A 17,011-nucleotide genomic window follows, 5' to 3' on the forward strand; every position below is an offset into this window, starting at 1 on the left:
ATACTCGGTCCATCACGCAGTCGCTCAGCCGTGGTCCAACGACTATCAGCCAGGGGTAACGAAGAGTGCGGAATTACGATCTGGAGTTCCTGAAACGCTTCTCCATGGTGATCGCGCTGCTGGCGACCATCACCCTCGGCCTCATCCTCCTTGCCGCCTACATCCACACCCGGATTCCGCCCGAGGTGTCGCCCACTGCGGCCAAGCGCACCGAACAGCGCATTTCGCCCACCGGCGCGGTCTATGCCGGCAGCACCGGCGCCGCCGCGCAGGCCGCGGCCAAGGCCGCCGCGCTGGCCAAGGCGGCGTCGCAGGTGGCCTACGGCGGCACCAAGGATGGCAAGGTGATCTTCGACAACCTGTGCACCGCCTGCCACACCAACGGTGTGGGCATGGCACCGACGCTGGACCATTCGCATTGGGACAAGCGCATCGCGCAGGGCAAGGACACCCTCTACAAGCACGCCATCGAGGGCTATACCGGCCCCGACGGCGGGATCATGCCGCCCAAGGGCGGCAACCCGGCGCTGACCGAAGAACAGATCCACGCCACCGTGGACTGGATGCTGGGCAACCTGAAGTAACCGCCGCAACGCGCCGCTTCCTGTAGAGCCGAGCCCGCGCTCGGCTGCGCTCCGCGCGGTGTGGCCAGGTGCAGCCGAGCATGGGCTCGGCTCTACGATCCCCCGGCTTTGCCCACCGAGGCCTGATCGCTCATATGCCCCCGCTGCGCAGGCGGGGTTTCGCATTTCAGGGTTAGTCTGTGCGCCTCTTCCATGGAGTCGCCCGTTGATGCGCCGCCGTTCCCTCGCCCTTGCCCTGTCCCTGCTGCTGCCGGCCGGCGCCTTTGCCCAGGCCCAGCCGCAGGCCACGCCGGTCGCGCCGCCCTCCGTCGCGCGCGGCAGCGCCACTGTGGTGCTGACCGCTGCGCCGGCCGACTGGCGCGCGCTGGATGGGCAGCGCGTGCGCATCGCCGCGCCGCTCACCCTGGCCGGTACCGATGGCCTGCAGCACTTCGGCCAGCTCACGGTGGCGTTCGATGGCCGCCTCTGGCAGCCGACCGAAGTGGCCGCGCCGGGCACTGCCGGCTATGAGCAGGTGATGGCCGACAACCGGCGCCGCCGCCTGGTGCTGGAGGATGGCAGCGATGCCCGCGACCCCGCCAGCGTGCCCTACCTGCCGGGCAACCCGGTGCTGCGCACCGGCATGCAGCTGCGCAACGTGGAGGGCATCGTGCGCGTGGACGCGCAGGGCCATCCGCGCCTGCAGGTCGAAGGCGCGCTGAAGCTGCCGGAACTGAAGCGCCCGGCAGTACCCACGGTGCCGGGAAGCCTGCACGTGGCCGCCTTCAACCTGGAGAATTTCTTCAATGGTGACGGCCAGGGCGGTGGCTTCCCGACGCTGCGCGGCGCGCGCACGCTGGACGAGCACAAGGCGCAGCTCGCCAAGCTGGTCACCACGGTCAATGCGTTGGGCGCCGATGTCGCTGCGCTGATGGAACTGGAGAACGACGGCTACGGCCCGCAGTCGGCCATCGCCGAACTGGTCGATGCGCTCAACCGCGACCGCGGCGCGCAGGGCGACTGGCGCTTCGTCGACGCCGGCAACGGCCCCGGCGACAACCCGATCCGGGTCGGCATCATCTATCGCAGCACGCGCCTGCAGCCGGTCGGCAAGCCGGCCACGCTGACCGGCGGCCCGTTCGTCGAGCACAGCCGCGTACCGTTGGCGCAGGCCTTCCAGGGCAAGCAGGGGGCGCCGTTCGTGGTGGTTGCCAACCATTTCAAATCGAAGGGTTGCCGTGACGCGGCCGGTGCCGACGCCGATCGCAACGACAATCAGGGCTGCTGGAACGCCACCCGTGTGACGTCGGCGCAGCAGCTGCACGCCTGGCTGCAGACCGATCCGACCGGTACCGGCGCCAGGGACGCGGTGCTGCTGGGTGACTTCAATGCCTACGCGATGGAAGACCCGATCCGCGCCCTGCATGATCTGGGCTGGCAGGACGCGTTCAAGGTTGCCAAGGTCGAGCATCCCTACAGCTACGTCTACAACGGCTACACCGGCCGCCTCGACCACGCGCTGCTGAACCCGGGCATGGCCAGGCGCCTGCGCGGTGCCGCCGAATGGCACAGCAACGCCGACGAGCAGGACGCCAGCGGCTACCAGGGCCGCAACGTGCAGGGCCCGTGGCGCAGCTCCGACCACGACCCGCTGCTGCTGGGCTTCGACAAGTAACGCGCCAGGCCGGGGTCGGATCCCATTCCCACGGAATGGGCTCTGACTCAAGGCATCGCGGGGTCTGAGGCGTAGGGGTCAGAGCCCATTCCGTGGGAATGGGATCCGACCCCGGGTATCGCTCACCCCCAGGCGATCATCCCGATCGCCAGCACCGCCAGCGCCAGTCCCGCGCGGTTCCACTTCGTGGTGGCCTCGCCGAAGACGAACATGCCTACCAGCGCGCCCAGCACCACCACGCCGATGTTCATGCCGGCGAACACGGTGGCCGGGCTCTCTGGCATCGCCTGGTGCGCATGCACATAGAACAGGATGTTGCCGCCATTGAGCAGGCCCAGCAGTGCACCCGCGCCGAGGTTGCGCCAGGCCAGTCGGCTGCGGCCACTGACATGCCGCCACAGCTGCATTGCCAGCATCAGCACGAAGGCGACGCTGAAACTGGCCAGCACCGCCGCCATCGACGGCGTGCCGGACAGCGCCACCTGCTTGAGCAGCACGTCCACCACTGCGAATCCGGCCCATACGCCCAGCAGCCAGCCCCAGCCGCCGGGTGAGGACGCCACCGCCGGGCCGCGCGGGCGCAGGCTGATGGCCACCATCGCCAGCAGGCCCAGGCCCAGGCCGGCCAGTTTCCAGGGCGTTGCGGTCTGGCCGAAGCACAGGAAGGCGGCGGCCAGGGAAAGCAGCAACGACAGCCGCTGCGCCACGTCGCTGCGGACGATGCCGGCCACCGCCACCGCGCGGCCCAGTACCAGGAAGATCGAGGGCAGCACCACCGCCAGCGCCAGCAGTGACAGCCACGGCGCATGCGGCGCGCGCAGCGCATCCAGCGGTGGCTGCAGCACCACGGCGGTGAGCGTTGCCGCCACCAGATAGTTCCAGGTGACCATCTGCGCAACATCCAGCTGGCGGCGTGCGGCCACCTTCAACAACACCGAAACCAGCACACTGCAGATCACGGCCAGTGACAGATAGAGCATGGGGCGGGCACAGGGCAGGGGCGGGGGACGGTATCATGGTGCCATGCACAAGCCCTTGTTCCCCGTCGCCCCCGGCGAAACCGCCTGCCTCGAACTGGACGGCCCGGCCGGCCCGCTGGAAGTGGTCGTCGACCTGCCCAAGGCCGATGTGCCGGTGCAGCCGATCGTGGCCATCGTCTGCCATCCGCTGTCCACCGAAGGTGGCACCCTGCACAACAAGGTGGTCACCATGACCGCCTCCACCCTGCGCGAGCTGGGCATCGCCACGGTGCGCTTCAACTTCCGCAGCGTGGGTGGTTCGGCTGGCACCTTCGATGGCGGCGTGGGCGAGCAGGATGACCTGAAAGCCGTCGCGGCCTGGGTGCGCAGCCAGCGCCCGGACGACCGCCTGTGGCTGGCCGGTTTCAGCTTCGGCGCGTTCGTGTCGCTGAAGGCCGCCGCCACGCTGCAGCCGGAAGCGCTGATCTCGATCGCGCCGCCGGCCGGTCGCTGGGATTTCGACGGCATCGCGCCGCCGGCGCGCTGGCTGGTGATCCAGGGCGAGCAGGACGAGATCGTCGACCCGCAGGCCGTCTACCAGTGGCTGGACACGCTGGACGCCCCGCATGAGCTGGTACGCATGCCCGAGACCAGCCACTTCTTCCACCGCAAGCTGATCGACCTGCGCGGCGCGCTGACCCACGGCGTCAAGCACTGGCTGGGCGCGGCGGCATGAGTGCACCCGAGCTGACCCCGTCGCAGCGGTATGCGGAAGGGGTTGCCCGTGGCGACTGGCAGAACGATCCGGCCCAGCATGCGGCGCTGGCCGAGCTGGACCGCATCCACCTGGGCCTGCTGGACAGTGCCGAGGATGGCTGGCTGGACCGCCTGTCTTCGTTCTGGAAGAAGCCCGAGCCGATCAAGGGCCTGTACTTCTGGGGCGGCGTCGGCCGTGGCAAGACCTTCCTGGTCGACCTGTTCTACGACGGGCTGCCGATCAAGCAGAAGTACCGCACCCATTTCCACCGCTTCATGCGCAGCGTCCATGAGCGCCTGCGCGAGCACCAGGGCCAGAGCGACCCGCTGGCGAAGATCGCCCAGGAATGGCGCAGCAACCTGCGCGTGCTGGTCCTGGACGAGTTCTTCGTCACCGACATCGGCGATGCGATGCTGCTGGCGCGGCTGCTCGAGCGCCTGTTCGCCGAGGGCGTGACCCTGGTCACCACCTCCAACACCGCAGTGGAGAACCTGTACCTCAACGGCCTGCAGCGCGAGAGCTTCCTGCCGGCCATCGGCCTGCTGCAGCGCTTCTGCGTGGAGCTGTACGCCGAAGGTACCGAGGATTACCGGATGCGCGCGCTGACCCGCTCGCCGGTATACCGCGCACCGCTGGCGGCCGACAGCGACGACTGGCTGGCCACGCGCTGGAACGAGCTGAGCGGCGGCCAGCCGGCCAAGCCCGGCAACATCGAGATCGAGGGCCGCAAGATTCCGGCACGCGGCCGTGGCAAGAGCATTGCCTGGTTCGATTTCGCCGCGCTGTGCGAAGGCCCGCGCGGGCCCTCGGATTACATCGAGATCGCGCACGAGTTCAACACGGTGCTGCTGGGCGGCATTCCCGCCTTCGACCGCTTGAATGAGGATGCCGCGCGCCGCTTCGTCAACCTGATCGACGAGCTGTACGACCGCCACGTCAACCTGGTCTGCACCGCCAGCACTTCGCCGATCGAGCTGTACACCGGCCAGCGCCTGCAGGGCGCGTTCGAACGCACCGCCTCGCGCCTGATCGAGATGCAGAGCGCCGAGTACCTGGGTACCCCGCACCGGGCGTGAGGGCGGTTTACTGTAGAGCCGAGCCCACGCTCGGCTGCTTCTGGATGATGTGCCGAAAGGGAGCCGAGCATGGGCTCGGCTCTACAGCAGCGCCGCGCAGCTATCGGGAAGGCGCCACCGCATTCCCACGCGGCCGCTCATCCGGCCCGGCCGACACCTGCAGGCCCGAGCCATCGCCGTGCTCCACCCGAACGCTCTCGCTGCGCTCCAGCAGCCGCAGCGGTTGGCCTTGGTAGCGCACTTCCAGCGCGTCATGGGTGTCGGCCAGCGACTGCACCAGCGGGCACAGCGATTGTGCTTGGGCCTCGATGCGTTCGGCGCGGCCTTCCAGCTGCTGTTCCATCTGCGCGTCCAGACGGTCGGCGCGTGCCTCCATCGCATCGCTGCGTCCGGTGAAGATCTGCCACAGCATGCTGCGGGCGATGGAGGCGGACAGCGACTCGGCCATGTCCTGCACCTTGGCCTCGAAGCCTGGCCCGAACACAGCCTGTTCCCAGTAGCCCTTGCCCAGCGTGCCGCCGATCCAGTCATCGGCCTGCCGGCGCAGGCGCCGGACCTTGCGGCTGTTGGCGGTACCGGTGAGGCTTTCATAGACCCCGTCGAGCACGTCGAAGCTCAGTCCGCTCACTTCATGGGCCAGCGCCGTGGCGGCCGGCATCAGCTGCCGTGCCCCGGCCTCCATCTGCCGAAGGCGGGCCGCGTCGGCCTCGCTGACCGGCACGACCGTGTCGTCCAGGCTCAGCACGCCATCGTGGAACACCACCTCGTGCGGTGCCTGCGGGCCATGCCGCAGCCAGATGCCACCGCTGTCCACCAGCACGTCATAGTCGGTGTGGATACCGCACTGGTCCGCGCGCAGCTTCGGGGTGTCAGCGGCAATTGCAGGTACGGTGACCACAGCAGCCAACAGGGCCAAGGCGGGTGCTGACAGGCGCATGGTGGAATCCTTTCCGGTCATTGCAGGACCCCAGCATCCCGCGTTCGGCAGGCGCCGTCACCCGCCGAAAGTCACTGCGCGATGGCGATTCGTCCGGCCATACCGGCTTTCCCACCGGCTGCCCACCACCTATCCACAGGGTTGTCCCTAGCCAGTTTCATCACTGTCATGTGAAGCTGTCATTGTTCCGTTTTCGCGGTGCGTTGTGCCACCGCAATGACGCCTTTCGGACTTGACTGCGCAGCCCGTTCCGGCAGGTCTGAAGCGTCTGATCAGGGCGCCGATGGCACGATCCTTGCGGCGCAAGGGATTGCCGAATTTCACTACATTTGGCGTTGACGGACCCCATTACCCCCACTATCTTGTGGCCGTCGGTCGCAGCAACCCCCATTCCAGGGGTTGCCCCGGGGTACCCATCCGCGATCGTCAACGGCAGTGGCAGGCGCAGGGTCTCATCCCCTGCGACGCCGTCCTGCCATCCTGGGCTGTCATGTCCCGGGCCGCGTCACCCGATGCATCGAGCACCCCCAAATCACGCCAAGAGGACACACGCCGTGAGCACCGAATCCAGCGCCACCATCGAGAAGGAAAGCGAATTCCTGTTGACGTCGCCGCCGACGGCCAACGCGATGAGTGTGACCAAGCGCAATGGGACCACCGAACTGGTGGACCTGAACAAGATCGTGCGTGCGGTGCAGCGTTCCTCCGAAGGCCTGCACGCCGTCGACCCGATGCGCGTGGCCACCCGCACCATTTCCGGCCTGTACAACGGTGCCACCACCCGCGAGCTGGACGAACTGTCCATCCGCACCGCCGCCCTGCTGATCGGTGAAGAGCCCGAGTACGGCCGTCTCGCCGCGCGCCTGCTGGCCAACTACATCGCCAAGGAAGTCTCGGGCCAGGAAATCTACGCCTTCTCGCAGTCGGTCAGCCGTGGCCATGAAGTCGGCCTGATCAACGACCGCCTGCTGAACTTCGTGCAGACCAACGCACGCAAGCTCAACGATGCCATCGACATCTCGCTGGACCTGAACTTCGATTACTTCGGCCTGCGTACCCTGTACGACCGTTACCTGCTGCGCCACCCGCACACCCGCAAGGTGATCGAGACCCCGCAGCAGTTCTTCCTGCGCATCGCCAGCGCGCTGAGCGAGGACGTGTCCGAGACCCTGGCGCTGTACAAGCGCATGGGCAACCTGGACTACCTGCCGTCCAGCCCGACCCTGTTCAATTCCGGCACCACCCACGAGCAGCTGTCCTCGTGCTTCCTGCTGGACTCGCCGCAGGACTCGCTGGAATCGATCTATTCCAAGTACGGCGACATCGCCCAGCTGTCGAAGTTCTCCGGCGGCATCGGCGTCAGCTACACCCGCGTGCGTTCGCGTGGTTCGCTGATCAAGTCGACCAACGGCCATTCCAACGGCATCGTGCCGTGGCTGAAGACCATGGATTCGTCGGTGGCCGCAGTGAACCAGGGCGGCAAGCGCAAGGGCGCGGCCTGCGTGTACCTGGAAACCTGGCACGCCGACATCGAGGACTTCCTCGAGCTGCGCGACAACACCGGTGACGAAGCCCGTCGTGCGCACAACCTGAACCTGGCCAACTGGGTGCCGGACCTGTTCATGAAGCGCGTCGAAGCCGACCAGGAATGGTCGCTGTTCGATCCGCGCGTCGTGCCGGAGTTCACCGACCTGTTCGGCGAAGCCTTCGAGCAGGCCTACCTGCAGGCCGAAGCCCAGGGCAAGGCCAACCGCACCATCTCCGCGCGCAAGCTGTATGCCCGCATGATGCGTACCCTGGCCGAGACCGGCAACGGCTGGATGACCTTCAAGGACAAGTGCAACCGCGCCAGCAACCAGACCCTGCGCCCGGGCAACGTGATCCACCTGTCCAACCTGTGCACCGAAATCCTGGAAGTCACTTCCAACGATGAAACCGCCGTGTGCAACCTGGGTTCGATCAACCTGGGCAACCACTTCGACGAGCACAACGAGTTCGACTTCGAGAAGCTGGCCGAGACCGTTCGCCTGGCCGTGCGCCAGCTCGACCGCGTCATCGACCTGAACTTCTACCCGATCGAAACCGCCCGCCGCGCCAACCTGCGCTGGCGTCCGGTCGGCCTGGGCTGCATGGGCCTGCAGGACGTGTTCTTCCGCAAGCGCCTGCCGTTCGACAGCGCCGAAGCCCGCGCCCTGTCGAAGAAGATTGCCGAAGCGATCTACTTCCACGCGCTGGAAACCTCCTGCGAGCTGGCCCAGGAACGTGGCAAGCACCCGTCGTTCAACGACACCCGTGCCGCCGGTGGCGAACTGCAGTTCGACGCCTGGAACGTGGTGCCGGAAGACACCGCGCGCTGGGATGCCCTGCGCGCCCGCATCAAGGAACACGGCCTGCGCAACTCGCTGATGATCGCGATCGCCCCGACCGCGACCATCGCCTCGATCGCCGGCTGCTACGAGTGCGTCGAGCCGCAGGTGTCCAACCTGTTCAAGCGCGAGACCCTGTCCGGTGACTTCCTGCAGGTCAACCGCTACCTGGTCAACGAGCTGAAGAAGCTGGGCCTGTGGACCGCCGACATGCGCGATGCCATCAAGCTGGCCGAAGGCTCCATCGCCGGCGTGGCACAGATTCCGGAAACGCTGCGCGAGGTCTACCGCACCGCGTGGGAACTGCCGATGCGTTCGCTGATCGACATGGCCGCCGAGCGTGGCGCCTTCATCGACCAGTCGGCCTCGCTCAACCTGTTCATGGAAAGCCCGAACATCGGCGCGATGTCCTCCATGTACATGTACGCCTGGAAGCAGGGCATCAAGACCACCTACTACCTGCGTTCGCGCCCGGCCACCAAGATCGCCAAGACCACGGTCAGCGCTGCGGCCCCGGCCAAGGTGTTCAGCCCGGACGAAGCCATCGCCTGCTCGCTGGAAAACCCGGAAGCCTGCGAGGCCTGCCAGTAAGACACCGCGCGGTGGGTGCCGACCGTTGGTCGGCACTCGAACACCTCGCACCTGTAGAGCCGAGCCATGCCCGGCTGCGGAAAAACACCCACGGTAGCGCCGGGCCACGCCCGGCGGCTCACCCAGGAATTCAAGGAAACACCCATGGCCGACAAGCCCAAGCAGATGCTGCTCGATCCCGGTTTTGAACTGACCCTGCGCCCGATGCGCTACCCGCAGTTCTATGACATGTACCGGAATGCGATCAAGAACACCTGGACGGTGGAAGAGATCAACTTCCAGATCGACATCACCGACCTGCACAGCAAGATGTCGCCGGGTGAGCGCCACCTGATCCACCGCCTGGTCGCGTTCTTCGCCACCGGCGATTCGATCGTGTCCAACAACCTGGTGCTGAACCTGTACCAGCACTTGAATGCGCCCGAAGCGCGCATGTACCTGTCGCGCCAGCTGTATGAGGAAGCACTGCACGTGCAGTTCTACCTGACCCTGCTGGACAACTACCTGCCGGATCCGGAAGAGCGCGCCAAGGCGTTCTCGGCGGTGGAGAACATCGACTCGATCAAGAAGAAGGCCGATTTCTGCTTCAAGTGGATCGACTCGATCCAGGACCTGACCCGCATCGAGACCCGCGAACAGCGCCGCCAGTTCCTGCTCAACCAGATCTGCTTTGCCGCCTGCATCGAAGGCCTGTTCTTCTTCGCTGCGTTCGCCTACGTGTACTACTTCCGTTCGCGCGGCCTGCTGCCGGGCCTGGCCTCGGGCACCAACTGGGTGTTCCGCGACGAGAGCGCGCACATGGAGTTTGCGTTCGAGTCGGTGCGCGTGGTGCGTGAGGAAGAGCCGGACCTGTTCGACGACGAGATGAAGCAGCAGGTCTACGACATGCTGGCCGAAGCCATCGAATGCGAAGTGCAGTTCGCCGAGGACGTGCTGTCCGGTGGCGTGGCCGGCATCTCGACCCGCGACATGCGCCAGTACCTGCAGCACTGCGCCGACCAGCACTTCGCCAAGCTGGGCATGGAAAAGAAGTACAACGTGCGCAACCCGCTGCCGTTCATGGAACTGCAGGACGTGCAGGAGCTGACCAACTTCTTCGAACGCCGCGTCTCGGCCTACCAGGTCGGCGTTCAGGGCGAAGTCGCCTTCGACATGAACTTCTGATCGAACCGGCCAGGCCTGCCGCAACGAAGAACCCCGGCCAATGCCGGGGTTTTTTGTTTCCGTAGCGTCGAGCCACGCTCGACTGCTGCTCGCAAGAAAGTCGAGCATGGCTCGACTCTACAATCAGCGCCGCCCTTCCACCGCCATGCGCACCGCCAGCCCGGCCAGCACCGTGCCCATCAGCCAGCGCTGCACCATCTGCCAGGTGGGGCGCGCGGCCAGGAAGCCGGCGATGCTGCCGGCGGTCAGCGCGATCATGCCGTTCACGCTGACGCTGACCAGGATCTGGGTGGAGCCCAGCACGATCGACTGCATCAGCACGCTGCCTTCGCCGTCCGGGTGCAGGAACTGCGGCAGCAGCGACAGGTACATCACCGCCACCTTCGGGTTCAGCAGATTGGTCAGGAAGCCCATCGTGAACAGCTTGCGCGGGCTGTCCTGCGGCAGGTCGCGCACCGCGAACGGCGAACGGCCGCCGGGCCTGAGCGCCTGCCAGGCCAGGTACAGCAGGTACAGCGCGCCGCCGATGCGCAGCGCGTCGTAGGCGAACGGCACGGTCATCAGCAGGGCGGTGATGCCCAGTGCCGCACACAGCATGTAGAACACAAAGCCCAGCGCCACCCCGCCCAGCGAGATCAGGCCAGCCATCGGCCCCTGGCAGATCGAGCGCGAGATGACGTAGATCATGTTCGGCCCGGGCGTGAGCACCATGGCCAGCGAAACCAGCGCAAAGGCCAGCAGGTCGGAAGTGGCGGGCATGGGCAGTCCTGGCAGTGGGCGTGGCGCAGTGTAACGCCTGCCGCAGGCGCGGCCTGCGCAGGCACCGCTGCCGGGTGACCGTTGCACGTGCATGCCGATGGCCATCACGCCGGTCGCTTAGAATCCGCAGCACCCCACACCGAAGCACCCTCATGACCCCGATCCCCGAGACCGTGCCGCCCACCGAAGTGCGCATGGCTGAAATCGTCTTCCCCAACCACACCAACCACCTGGGCACCCTGTTCGGTGGCCAGGCATTGGCATGGATGGACAAGGCCGCGTTCCTGGCCGCCGCCCGCTATTCGCGCCGCACCGTGGTGACCGCGCGCAGCGACCAGGTCGACTTCAAGCTGCCGATCCGCATCGGCCAGATGGTGGAAACCATCGGCCGCATCGTCGAAGTCGGCCGCAGCTCGATGAAGGTCGAGGTGGAACTGGTCGCCGAGGACCTGCACAGCGGCGAGCGCAAGCTGTGCACCCGCGGCCACTTCGTGATGATCGCGCTGGACGAGGAAGGCCACCCGATCGCGGTGCCGCCGCTGCCGGCCGCCTGAGACCAGCGGCTGAACCGGTGCTTGCGGGGGCGCTGCGGCGCCCCCATCTGGCAGCCATGACCCTGCCACTGACCGACTTCATCGACCGCGCCGAGCGCCTGTTCGTGCTGACCGGCGCGGGTTGCAGCACCGCCTCGGGCATACCCGATTACCGGGACGCCGACGGCCAGTGGAAACGCACGCCGCCGGTGACCTACCAGGCCTTCATCGGCGAGTCGACCACCCGCCAGCGTTACTGGGCGCGCAGCCTGCTGGGCTGGCCGCGCTTCGGCCTGGCCCGGCCCAACGGCAGCCACCAGGCCCTGGCCGCCCTGGAAAGCCGCGGCAAGCTGCAGGTGCTGCTGACCCAGAACGTGGACGGCCTGCACCAGCGCGCCGGCAGCCGCAACGTGATCGACCTGCATGGCCGCCTGGATCTGGTGCGCTGCATGAGCTGCGAGCGCCGCAGTGGCCGCGAGGATTTCCAGCAGCGCCTGCTGGACGCCAATCCCGGCTGGGACGCGCTGGAGGCCGGCATCGCCCCCGACGGTGATGCCGACCTGGAGACCGATTTCTCTAGCTTCGTGGTACCCGGGTGCCCGCACTGCGGCGGGGTGTTGAAGCCGGACGTGGTGTTTTTCGGCGAAAACGTGCCCCGCGAGCGGGTGGAGGCGGTGCACGAGCACCTGCAGCAGGCCGATGCGGTGCTGGTGGTGGGCTCGTCACTGATGGTCTATTCCGGCTTCCGCTTCGTGCAGGCGGCGGCGAAGGCAGGATTGCCGGTGGCGGCGCTGAACCGCGGCCGCACCCGTGCCGACGACCTGCTGTTGTTCAAGGATGAGCGGGACTGCGCTGAAGCCTTGTCCGGTTGGGTGGCGGGCTGAGCCGAGCGTCGGCTTGGCTCTACAAGGGGCTGTCGGCGCTCGGCGGCATGATCGGCTGCGAAACAGCGATCCATCCAGACGGTTGATCCAGGAGCCGCGCAGCGGTGCAATACGCACCCCCTACGTCGTTCATCACCCCCTTGAGCCAGCTGTTTTCGCCGATCTCGTTCGGCCCCCTGACCCTGTCCAACCGCATCGTCATCGCGCCGATGTGCCAGTACTCCGCCGAAGACGGCCGCGCCAGCGACTGGCACGCCATGCACCTGGGCAACCTGGCGCAGTCCGGCGCCGGCCTGTTGATCCTGGAAGCCACCGCGGTCGAGCCGCGCGGCCGCATCAGCTGGGCCGACCTTGGCCTGTGGGATGACGGCACCGAGGCCGCGCTGGCACAGGTGCTGGCCAGCGTCCGCCGCTGGTCGCCGATGCCGCTGGGCATCCAGCTGGGCCATGCCGGCCGCAAGGCATCCACCGCCCGTCCGTGGGACGGGGGTGGCCAGTTGCCGGCCGGCGATGCGCGTGGCTGGGCCACCGTGGCGCCGTCGCCGCTGCCGTTCCATGCCGCCGATCCGGCACCGCAGGAACTGGACGAAGCCGGCATCGCCGAGGTCATCGCCGCCTTCGCTGCCAGTGCGGTGCGCGCCGAGCGCCTGGGCTTCGAGCTGATCGAGCTGCATGCCGCGCACGGTTACCTGCTGCACCAGTTCCTGTCGCCGCTGAGCAACCGCCGCACCGATGGCTACGGTGGGTCGCTGCCGAACCGCCTGCGCCTGCTGGTGGAAGTGTTCGACGCGGTACGCGCGGCGGTGTCCGACAAGGTCGCCGTGGGCGTGCGCATTTCCGCCAGCGACTGGGTCGAGGGCGGCTGGGATCTGGTGCAGAGCGAAGCGCTGGCCCAGGTGCTGGACGCGCGCGGCTGCAATTTCCTGCATGTCTCCAGTGGCGGCCTGGACGAGCGCCAGAAGATCACCGTCGGTCCGGGCTACCAGGTGCCGTTCGCGGCGGCGATCAAGGCCAAGGTGCGCATGCCGGTGATCGCCGTGGGCATGATCACCGAACCGGAGCAGGCCGAATCGATCCTGCGCCATCGCCACGCCGATGCCGTGGCCCTGGCGCGCGGCATCCTCTACGACCCGCGCTGGCCGTGGCATGCCGCCGCCGCATTGCGCGACAGCGTGGAACCGGCGCCGCAGTACCTGCGCTGCGAGCCGCGCGATGCGCGCGGCGTGTTCAAGGCCTGAGGCTCACACCCGCCAGGCCGGCGCCATGCCGGCCTGCAGGTGCTCGAACAGCGCGCGGATCTTGGCGGTGAAGTCGCGGCGATCGCTGACGCAGAAATAGACCTCCATCGGCTCCGGACGCCACGTGCTGTCGGCGCCGAACACGGCCTGCAGGCGTCCATCGCGCAGGTAGGGCTGGGCCACGAACGCAGCCAACCGCGTGATGCCGGCACCGGCCGCCGCCAGCGACGCCAGCGCATCGATGTCATCGCAGACCATGCTCGGCGGTAGCACGGCGTCCACACGCTGGCCGTCCTTCAGCAGGCCCCAGCGCAACGGCCGGCCATCGGTGGGGAAGCGGTGCAGCAGCCCGCGATGGCTGCCCAGATCCGATGGTTCCTGCGGGGTGCCATGGGCCTTCAGGTAGGCCGGCGAGGCACAGAACACGAACGGAACACGCGCCAGCTGTCGCGCGACCACCCCATCCTCCAGCTGCGCCCCGATGCGGATGCTGGCATCCACCGCCTCTGGACCATGCTGCACGGCGCGGTCGGTCAGGCGCAGTTCCAGCTGCAGCTGCGGGTAGCGTTGCTGCAGTGACGGCAGCAACGGGGCCAGCACGTGGCGGCCGAACGCGCTGCTGCTGGCGATGCGCAGCGGCCCGGCCGGTTCGATATCACCGGAGGTGACCATCGTCTGCGCGCGCGCCAGGTCGGCCTCGATGTGGCGGACCTGCGCCAGGTACAGCGCGCCGGCCTCGCTGAGCGCCAGCTGGCGCGTACTCCGGTTCAGCAGCCGTACGCCCAGATGCGCTTCCAGCCGGTTGATGTTCTGGCCGACTGCGGTGGCGCTGATGCCAAGGATGCGGGCCGCGGCGGCAATGCTGCCGGTCTCTGCGGTGCGGGTGAAGCTGCGGATCAGTTGCAACAGGTTCATGACCGACCAGCTTGCCACGGTGATGGCCAAGTATCGCTTGGGACTGAACCAAGCGGTTCGGTTGCATCGGTGATCATCCGGCTGCTGGGCAGGAAGCTGCCCTACACTGTGGCGATGCGCCCCGATTCCATCCTCACCCTGTCCTGCCCCGACCGTACCGGCATCGTCTATCGCGTGTCCGGCCTGCTGTTCGACCACGGCTGCAACATCCTCGACGCCCAGCAGTTCGGCGATGAGGAAAGCGGCCGCTTCTTCCTGCGCGTGCATTTCGACCGTGACGCCGGCCTGCCGCTGGAGACCGTGCACGCCGCGATGGCCACGCTTGCCGAAGGCTTCGGCATGGACTGGCAGCTGCATGATGGCCGCCGCCGGGCACGCCTGCTGGTGCTGGTCAGCAAGCAGGGGCACTGCCTCAACGACCTGCTGTTCCGCGCCCACAGCGGCCAGCTGAAGGTCGACATTGCCGCGGTGGCCTCCAACCACGCCGACTTCGCGCCATTGGCCGCGTCCTACCAGGTACCGTTCCACCACCTGCCGGTGACCGCCGATACGCGTGCGGTGCAGGAGCAGCAGATCATCGACCTGGTCGAGCGCGAGCGCATCGACCTGGTGGTGCTGGCGCGCTACATGCAGATCCTGTCACCCACGCTGTGCCGCGCGCTGGCCGGGCGTGCGATCAACATCCACCACAGCTTCCTGCCCAGCTTCAAGGGCGCGCAGCCGTACCACCAGGCGCACGCGCGCGGGGTCAAGATCATCGGCGCCACCGCGCACTACGTCACCGAGGATCTGGACGAAGGACCGATCATCGAACAGGACGTGGCCCGCGTGGATCACGCCATGGCGCCGCGCGAGCTGGTGCGGCTGGGCAGCGATACCGAATCGCTGGTGCTGGCACGCGCCGTGCGCCGCCATGTGGAGCACCGCATCCTGCTCAACGGGCATCGCACGGTGGTGTTCCGGTAACGTGCTGCCCCTTCCAGGTCCGCCGGGCATGGCCCGGCGCTACCCACGGGTGTGATCCGGTAGTGCCGGCCGCTGGCCGGCAACTGCAGGGATCCAGGCGTTGCCGGCCAGCGGCCGGCACTACCGTTGTGGGTCAGGCGGTCGCGATTCCCGCCTTGCCCAGCGCATCGCGCACCATCGCGTCGTTGGCTTCGGTCACCGGCCGGGTCAGGTCCCACAGGAACTTCACCCGGAAGCCGGACTTCACCGCATCCTGCGCGCTCCACAGCACGCAGTAGTCGCGGGCCAGGCCGCACACGTGCACTTCGCGGATGCGGCGTTCGTGCAGCCAGCCGGCCAGGCCGGTGGCCGGGCGTTCGCCATCGGGGCCATGGTTCTCGCGGAAGGCGCTGTACGAATCCACCTGTTGGCGCGTGCCCTTGCGCAGGATCAGGTCGGCCACGGTCCAGTCCACGCCCGGGTGCAGCGCGGCACCGGCGCTGCCCTGCACGCAGTGGTCCGGCCACAGGGTCTGCGGCTGCGCGTGCAGCAGGATGGTCTCGAACGGGCGTTGGCCGGGGTGCTGGCTGGCGAACGAGGCATGGTCGGCCGGGTGCCAGTCCTGGGTCGCCACCACGGTGCGGTAGCGGCGCTGCGCCAACAGATCGGCGATCGGTGCCACCAGCGCATCGCCCTGGTCGCAGGCCAAGGCGCCACCGGGCATGAAGTCCGGCTGCAGGTCGATCACCAGCAGGGCGACATCGGCGGGCAGGGCGGTCATGGCAGGTCCGCTACAACAGAAGGGGCGACCAGCGTGGCCGCCCCATGCCTGCACGTCAATCGCCCTGTGGCGTCCCAGCGTCCTGCCCGTAGTACAGCAGGCCGATCCTGATCCGCTCGCGGCCATTCTCGCGGCGATGGCGGTTCGCATCGCGAAGCGAGTACACGCAGCCGCAGTATTCCTGCTGGTAGAACTGCTCGCGCTTGCTGATCTCGATCATGCGGCTGGCGCCGCCGCCCTTGCGCCAGTTGTAGTCCCAGTACTGCAGGCCTTCATAGCGCGAGGCGGCGCGGATCCCGCAGTCGTTGATCTGCGCCATGTTCTTCCAGCGCGAGATGCCCAGCGACGAACTGATGGTGTCGTAGCCGTGCTCGTGCGCATACAGCGCGGTGCGCTCGAAACGCATGTCGAAGCACATCGTGCAGCGGATGCCGCGTTCGGGTTCGTTTTCCATGCCCCGCGCACGGCTGAACCAGTTGTCGGTGTCGTAGTCGCAGTCGATGAAAGGAATGCCGTGCTGCTCGGCGAAGCGGATGTTCTCCTGCTTGCGCAGCTCGTATTCCTTCACCGGGTGGATGTTGGGGTTGTAGAAGAAGATCGCGTAGTCGATCCCGGAGGCGGTGATCGCCTCCATCACTTCGCCGGAACAGGGCGCGCAGCACGAATGCAGCAGCAGGCGCTTGCCGTCGGCGGGCAGGGTCAGGGTGGGGCGTTGGAGCTCGGTCATCGTCAGGTACCGCATGGACCGCCGGCAACGGCGGTGGCCCATGCATCAGTGCGTGGGTGAACGGGTCTGGCCGGATACCGTGAACAGGACGCGCGCGGCCATGCTGCCTGCACGCGCAGGACAACGACGGCCCCGGCAACC

General features: G+C 67.5%; 16 protein-coding genes. 10 read left to right on the top strand and 6 right to left on the bottom strand.

What is annotated here, in order from left to right:
- Positions 1-65 precede the first annotated feature (65 nt).
- Complete coding sequence (locus tag ACT6SE_RS22495; RefSeq protein WP_014035592.1) at positions 66-584, top strand: c-type cytochrome; 519 nt, start codon at positions 66-68, stop codon at positions 582-584.
- 208 nt (positions 585-792) lie between these two features.
- Complete coding sequence (locus ACT6SE_RS22500; protein ID WP_014645574.1) at positions 793-2,238, top strand: ExeM/NucH family extracellular endonuclease; 1,446 nt, start codon at positions 793-795, stop codon at positions 2,236-2,238.
- 122 nt (positions 2,239-2,360) lie between these two features.
- Here ACT6SE_RS22500 and ACT6SE_RS22505 read toward each other — a convergent pair whose 3' ends face one another.
- Entirely contained in the window at positions 2,361-3,218 is an 858-nt protein-coding gene (locus ACT6SE_RS22505; protein ID WP_046428023.1) for a membrane protein, read from the bottom strand.
- Positions 3,219-3,261: 43 nt separating this feature from the next.
- On the opposite strand from ACT6SE_RS22505, the gene ACT6SE_RS22510 reads away from it, so the two are divergent.
- Both ACT6SE_RS22510 and zapE read left to right on the top strand, forming a co-directional pair.
- Positions 3,262-3,933, top strand: a complete 672-nt coding sequence (locus ACT6SE_RS22510; protein ID WP_014645576.1) for an alpha/beta hydrolase — start codon at positions 3,262-3,264, stop codon at positions 3,931-3,933.
- On the top strand, positions 3,930-5,030 hold the full coding sequence (zapE, locus tag ACT6SE_RS22515) for a cell division protein ZapE (protein WP_046428031.1): 1,101 nt from the start codon (positions 3,930-3,932) through the stop codon (positions 5,028-5,030). Before ACT6SE_RS22510 ends, zapE begins: the two co-directional genes overlap by 4 nt.
- Before the next feature lie 100 nt (positions 5,031-5,130).
- Here the strand turns inward: zapE and ACT6SE_RS22520 are convergent, their stop codons facing one another.
- The gene (locus ACT6SE_RS22520) at positions 5,131-5,967 is read right to left on the bottom strand and encodes a DUF2884 family protein (protein ID WP_032956617.1); all 837 of its coding nucleotides are present in this window, start codon (positions 5,965-5,967) and stop codon (positions 5,131-5,133) included.
- A gap of 554 nt (positions 5,968-6,521) precedes the next feature.
- Here ACT6SE_RS22520 and ACT6SE_RS22525 point away from each other — a divergent pair.
- A complete protein-coding gene (locus tag ACT6SE_RS22525; RefSeq protein ID WP_014645579.1) occupies positions 6,522-8,924 on the top strand; it encodes a ribonucleoside-diphosphate reductase subunit alpha in 2,403 nt (800 codons plus the stop codon).
- A 144-nt stretch (positions 8,925-9,068) separates the two neighbouring features.
- Positions 9,069-10,088: a ribonucleotide-diphosphate reductase subunit beta gene (locus ACT6SE_RS22530; RefSeq protein ID WP_005420683.1), complete on the top strand. Its 1,020-nt coding sequence runs from the start codon at positions 9,069-9,071 to the stop codon at positions 10,086-10,088.
- Positions 10,089-10,211: 123 nt separating this feature from the next.
- On the opposite strand, the gene ACT6SE_RS22535 is transcribed toward ACT6SE_RS22530, so the two are convergent.
- Positions 10,212-10,847, bottom strand: a complete 636-nt coding sequence (locus ACT6SE_RS22535; protein ID WP_032956621.1) for a LysE family translocator — start codon at positions 10,845-10,847, stop codon at positions 10,212-10,214.
- Between the two features lie 152 nt (positions 10,848-10,999).
- Here ACT6SE_RS22535 and ACT6SE_RS22540 point away from each other — a divergent pair, with 152 nt between their 5' ends.
- From ACT6SE_RS22540 to ACT6SE_RS22550, 3 genes are all read left to right on the top strand, one after another.
- Positions 11,000-11,401 (top strand): acyl-CoA thioesterase, encoded by a 402-nt coding sequence (locus tag ACT6SE_RS22540; protein ID WP_004153688.1) that lies wholly within the window; start codon positions 11,000-11,002, stop codon positions 11,399-11,401.
- A 56-nt stretch (positions 11,402-11,457) separates the two neighbouring features.
- Positions 11,458-12,264: an NAD-dependent protein deacetylase gene (locus ACT6SE_RS22545; protein WP_046428042.1), complete on the top strand. Its 807-nt coding sequence runs from the start codon at positions 11,458-11,460 to the stop codon at positions 12,262-12,264.
- 140 nt (positions 12,265-12,404) lie between these two features.
- Positions 12,405-13,502, top strand: a complete 1,098-nt coding sequence (locus ACT6SE_RS22550; RefSeq protein ID WP_080342702.1) for an NADH:flavin oxidoreductase/NADH oxidase — start codon at positions 12,405-12,407, stop codon at positions 13,500-13,502.
- 3 nt (positions 13,503-13,505) lie between these two features.
- On the opposite strand, the gene ACT6SE_RS22555 is transcribed toward ACT6SE_RS22550, so the two are convergent.
- Entirely contained in the window at positions 13,506-14,417 is a 912-nt protein-coding gene (locus ACT6SE_RS22555) for a LysR family transcriptional regulator (protein WP_046428070.1), read from the bottom strand.
- Between the two features lie 114 nt (positions 14,418-14,531).
- Between ACT6SE_RS22555 and purU the strand changes: the two genes are divergently transcribed.
- The gene (gene purU / locus ACT6SE_RS22560) at positions 14,532-15,383 is read left to right on the top strand and encodes a formyltetrahydrofolate deformylase (RefSeq protein WP_005411937.1); all 852 of its coding nucleotides are present in this window, start codon (positions 14,532-14,534) and stop codon (positions 15,381-15,383) included.
- 133 nt (positions 15,384-15,516) lie between these two features.
- Here the strand turns inward: purU and pncA are convergent, their stop codons facing one another.
- Both pncA and ACT6SE_RS22570 read right to left on the bottom strand, forming a co-directional pair.
- Positions 15,517-16,143, bottom strand: a complete 627-nt coding sequence (gene pncA, locus ACT6SE_RS22565) for a bifunctional nicotinamidase/pyrazinamidase (protein ID WP_014645585.1) — start codon at positions 16,141-16,143, stop codon at positions 15,517-15,519.
- A gap of 55 nt (positions 16,144-16,198) precedes the next feature.
- A complete protein-coding gene (locus ACT6SE_RS22570) occupies positions 16,199-16,885 on the bottom strand; it encodes an epoxyqueuosine reductase QueH (protein WP_080281917.1) in 687 nt (228 codons plus the stop codon).
- Positions 16,886-17,011: the final 126 nt, after the last annotated feature.

This window comes from Stenotrophomonas sp. LC732, from assembly GCF_052446685.1.
GTDB classification, from domain to species: domain Bacteria; phylum Pseudomonadota; class Gammaproteobacteria; order Xanthomonadales; family Xanthomonadaceae; genus Stenotrophomonas; species Stenotrophomonas muris.

Bases quoted from the DNA above. Each gene is read 5' to 3' on its own strand.
- ACT6SE_RS22500 (WP_014645574.1), top strand. From the start codon at position 793: ATGCGCCGCCGTTCCCTCGCCCTTGCCCTGTCCCTGCTGCTGCCGGCC.
- ACT6SE_RS22505 (WP_046428023.1), bottom strand. From the start codon at position 3,218: ATGCTCTATCTGTCACTGGCCGTGATCTGCAGTGTGCTGGTTTCGGTG.
- ACT6SE_RS22510 (WP_014645576.1), top strand. From the start codon at position 3,262: ATGCACAAGCCCTTGTTCCCCGTCGCCCCCGGCGAAACCGCCTGCCTC.
- zapE (WP_046428031.1), top strand. From the start codon at position 3,930: ATGAGTGCACCCGAGCTGACCCCGTCGCAGCGGTATGCGGAAGGGGTT.
- ACT6SE_RS22520 (WP_032956617.1), bottom strand. From the start codon at position 5,967: ATGCGCCTGTCAGCACCCGCCTTGGCCCTGTTGGCTGCTGTGGTCACC.
- ACT6SE_RS22530 (WP_005420683.1), top strand. From the start codon at position 9,069: ATGGCCGACAAGCCCAAGCAGATGCTGCTCGATCCCGGTTTTGAACTG.
- ACT6SE_RS22535 (WP_032956621.1), bottom strand. From the start codon at position 10,847: ATGCCCGCCACTTCCGACCTGCTGGCCTTTGCGCTGGTTTCGCTGGCC.
- ACT6SE_RS22540 (WP_004153688.1), top strand. From the start codon at position 11,000: ATGACCCCGATCCCCGAGACCGTGCCGCCCACCGAAGTGCGCATGGCT.
- ACT6SE_RS22545 (WP_046428042.1), top strand. From the start codon at position 11,458: ATGACCCTGCCACTGACCGACTTCATCGACCGCGCCGAGCGCCTGTTC.
- ACT6SE_RS22555 (WP_046428070.1), bottom strand. From the start codon at position 14,417: ATGAACCTGTTGCAACTGATCCGCAGCTTCACCCGCACCGCAGAGACC.
- purU (WP_005411937.1), top strand. From the start codon at position 14,532: ATGCGCCCCGATTCCATCCTCACCCTGTCCTGCCCCGACCGTACCGGC.
- pncA (WP_014645585.1), bottom strand. From the start codon at position 16,143: ATGACCGCCCTGCCCGCCGATGTCGCCCTGCTGGTGATCGACCTGCAG.
- ACT6SE_RS22570 (WP_080281917.1), bottom strand. From the start codon at position 16,885: ATGCGGTACCTGACGATGACCGAGCTCCAACGCCCCACCCTGACCCTG.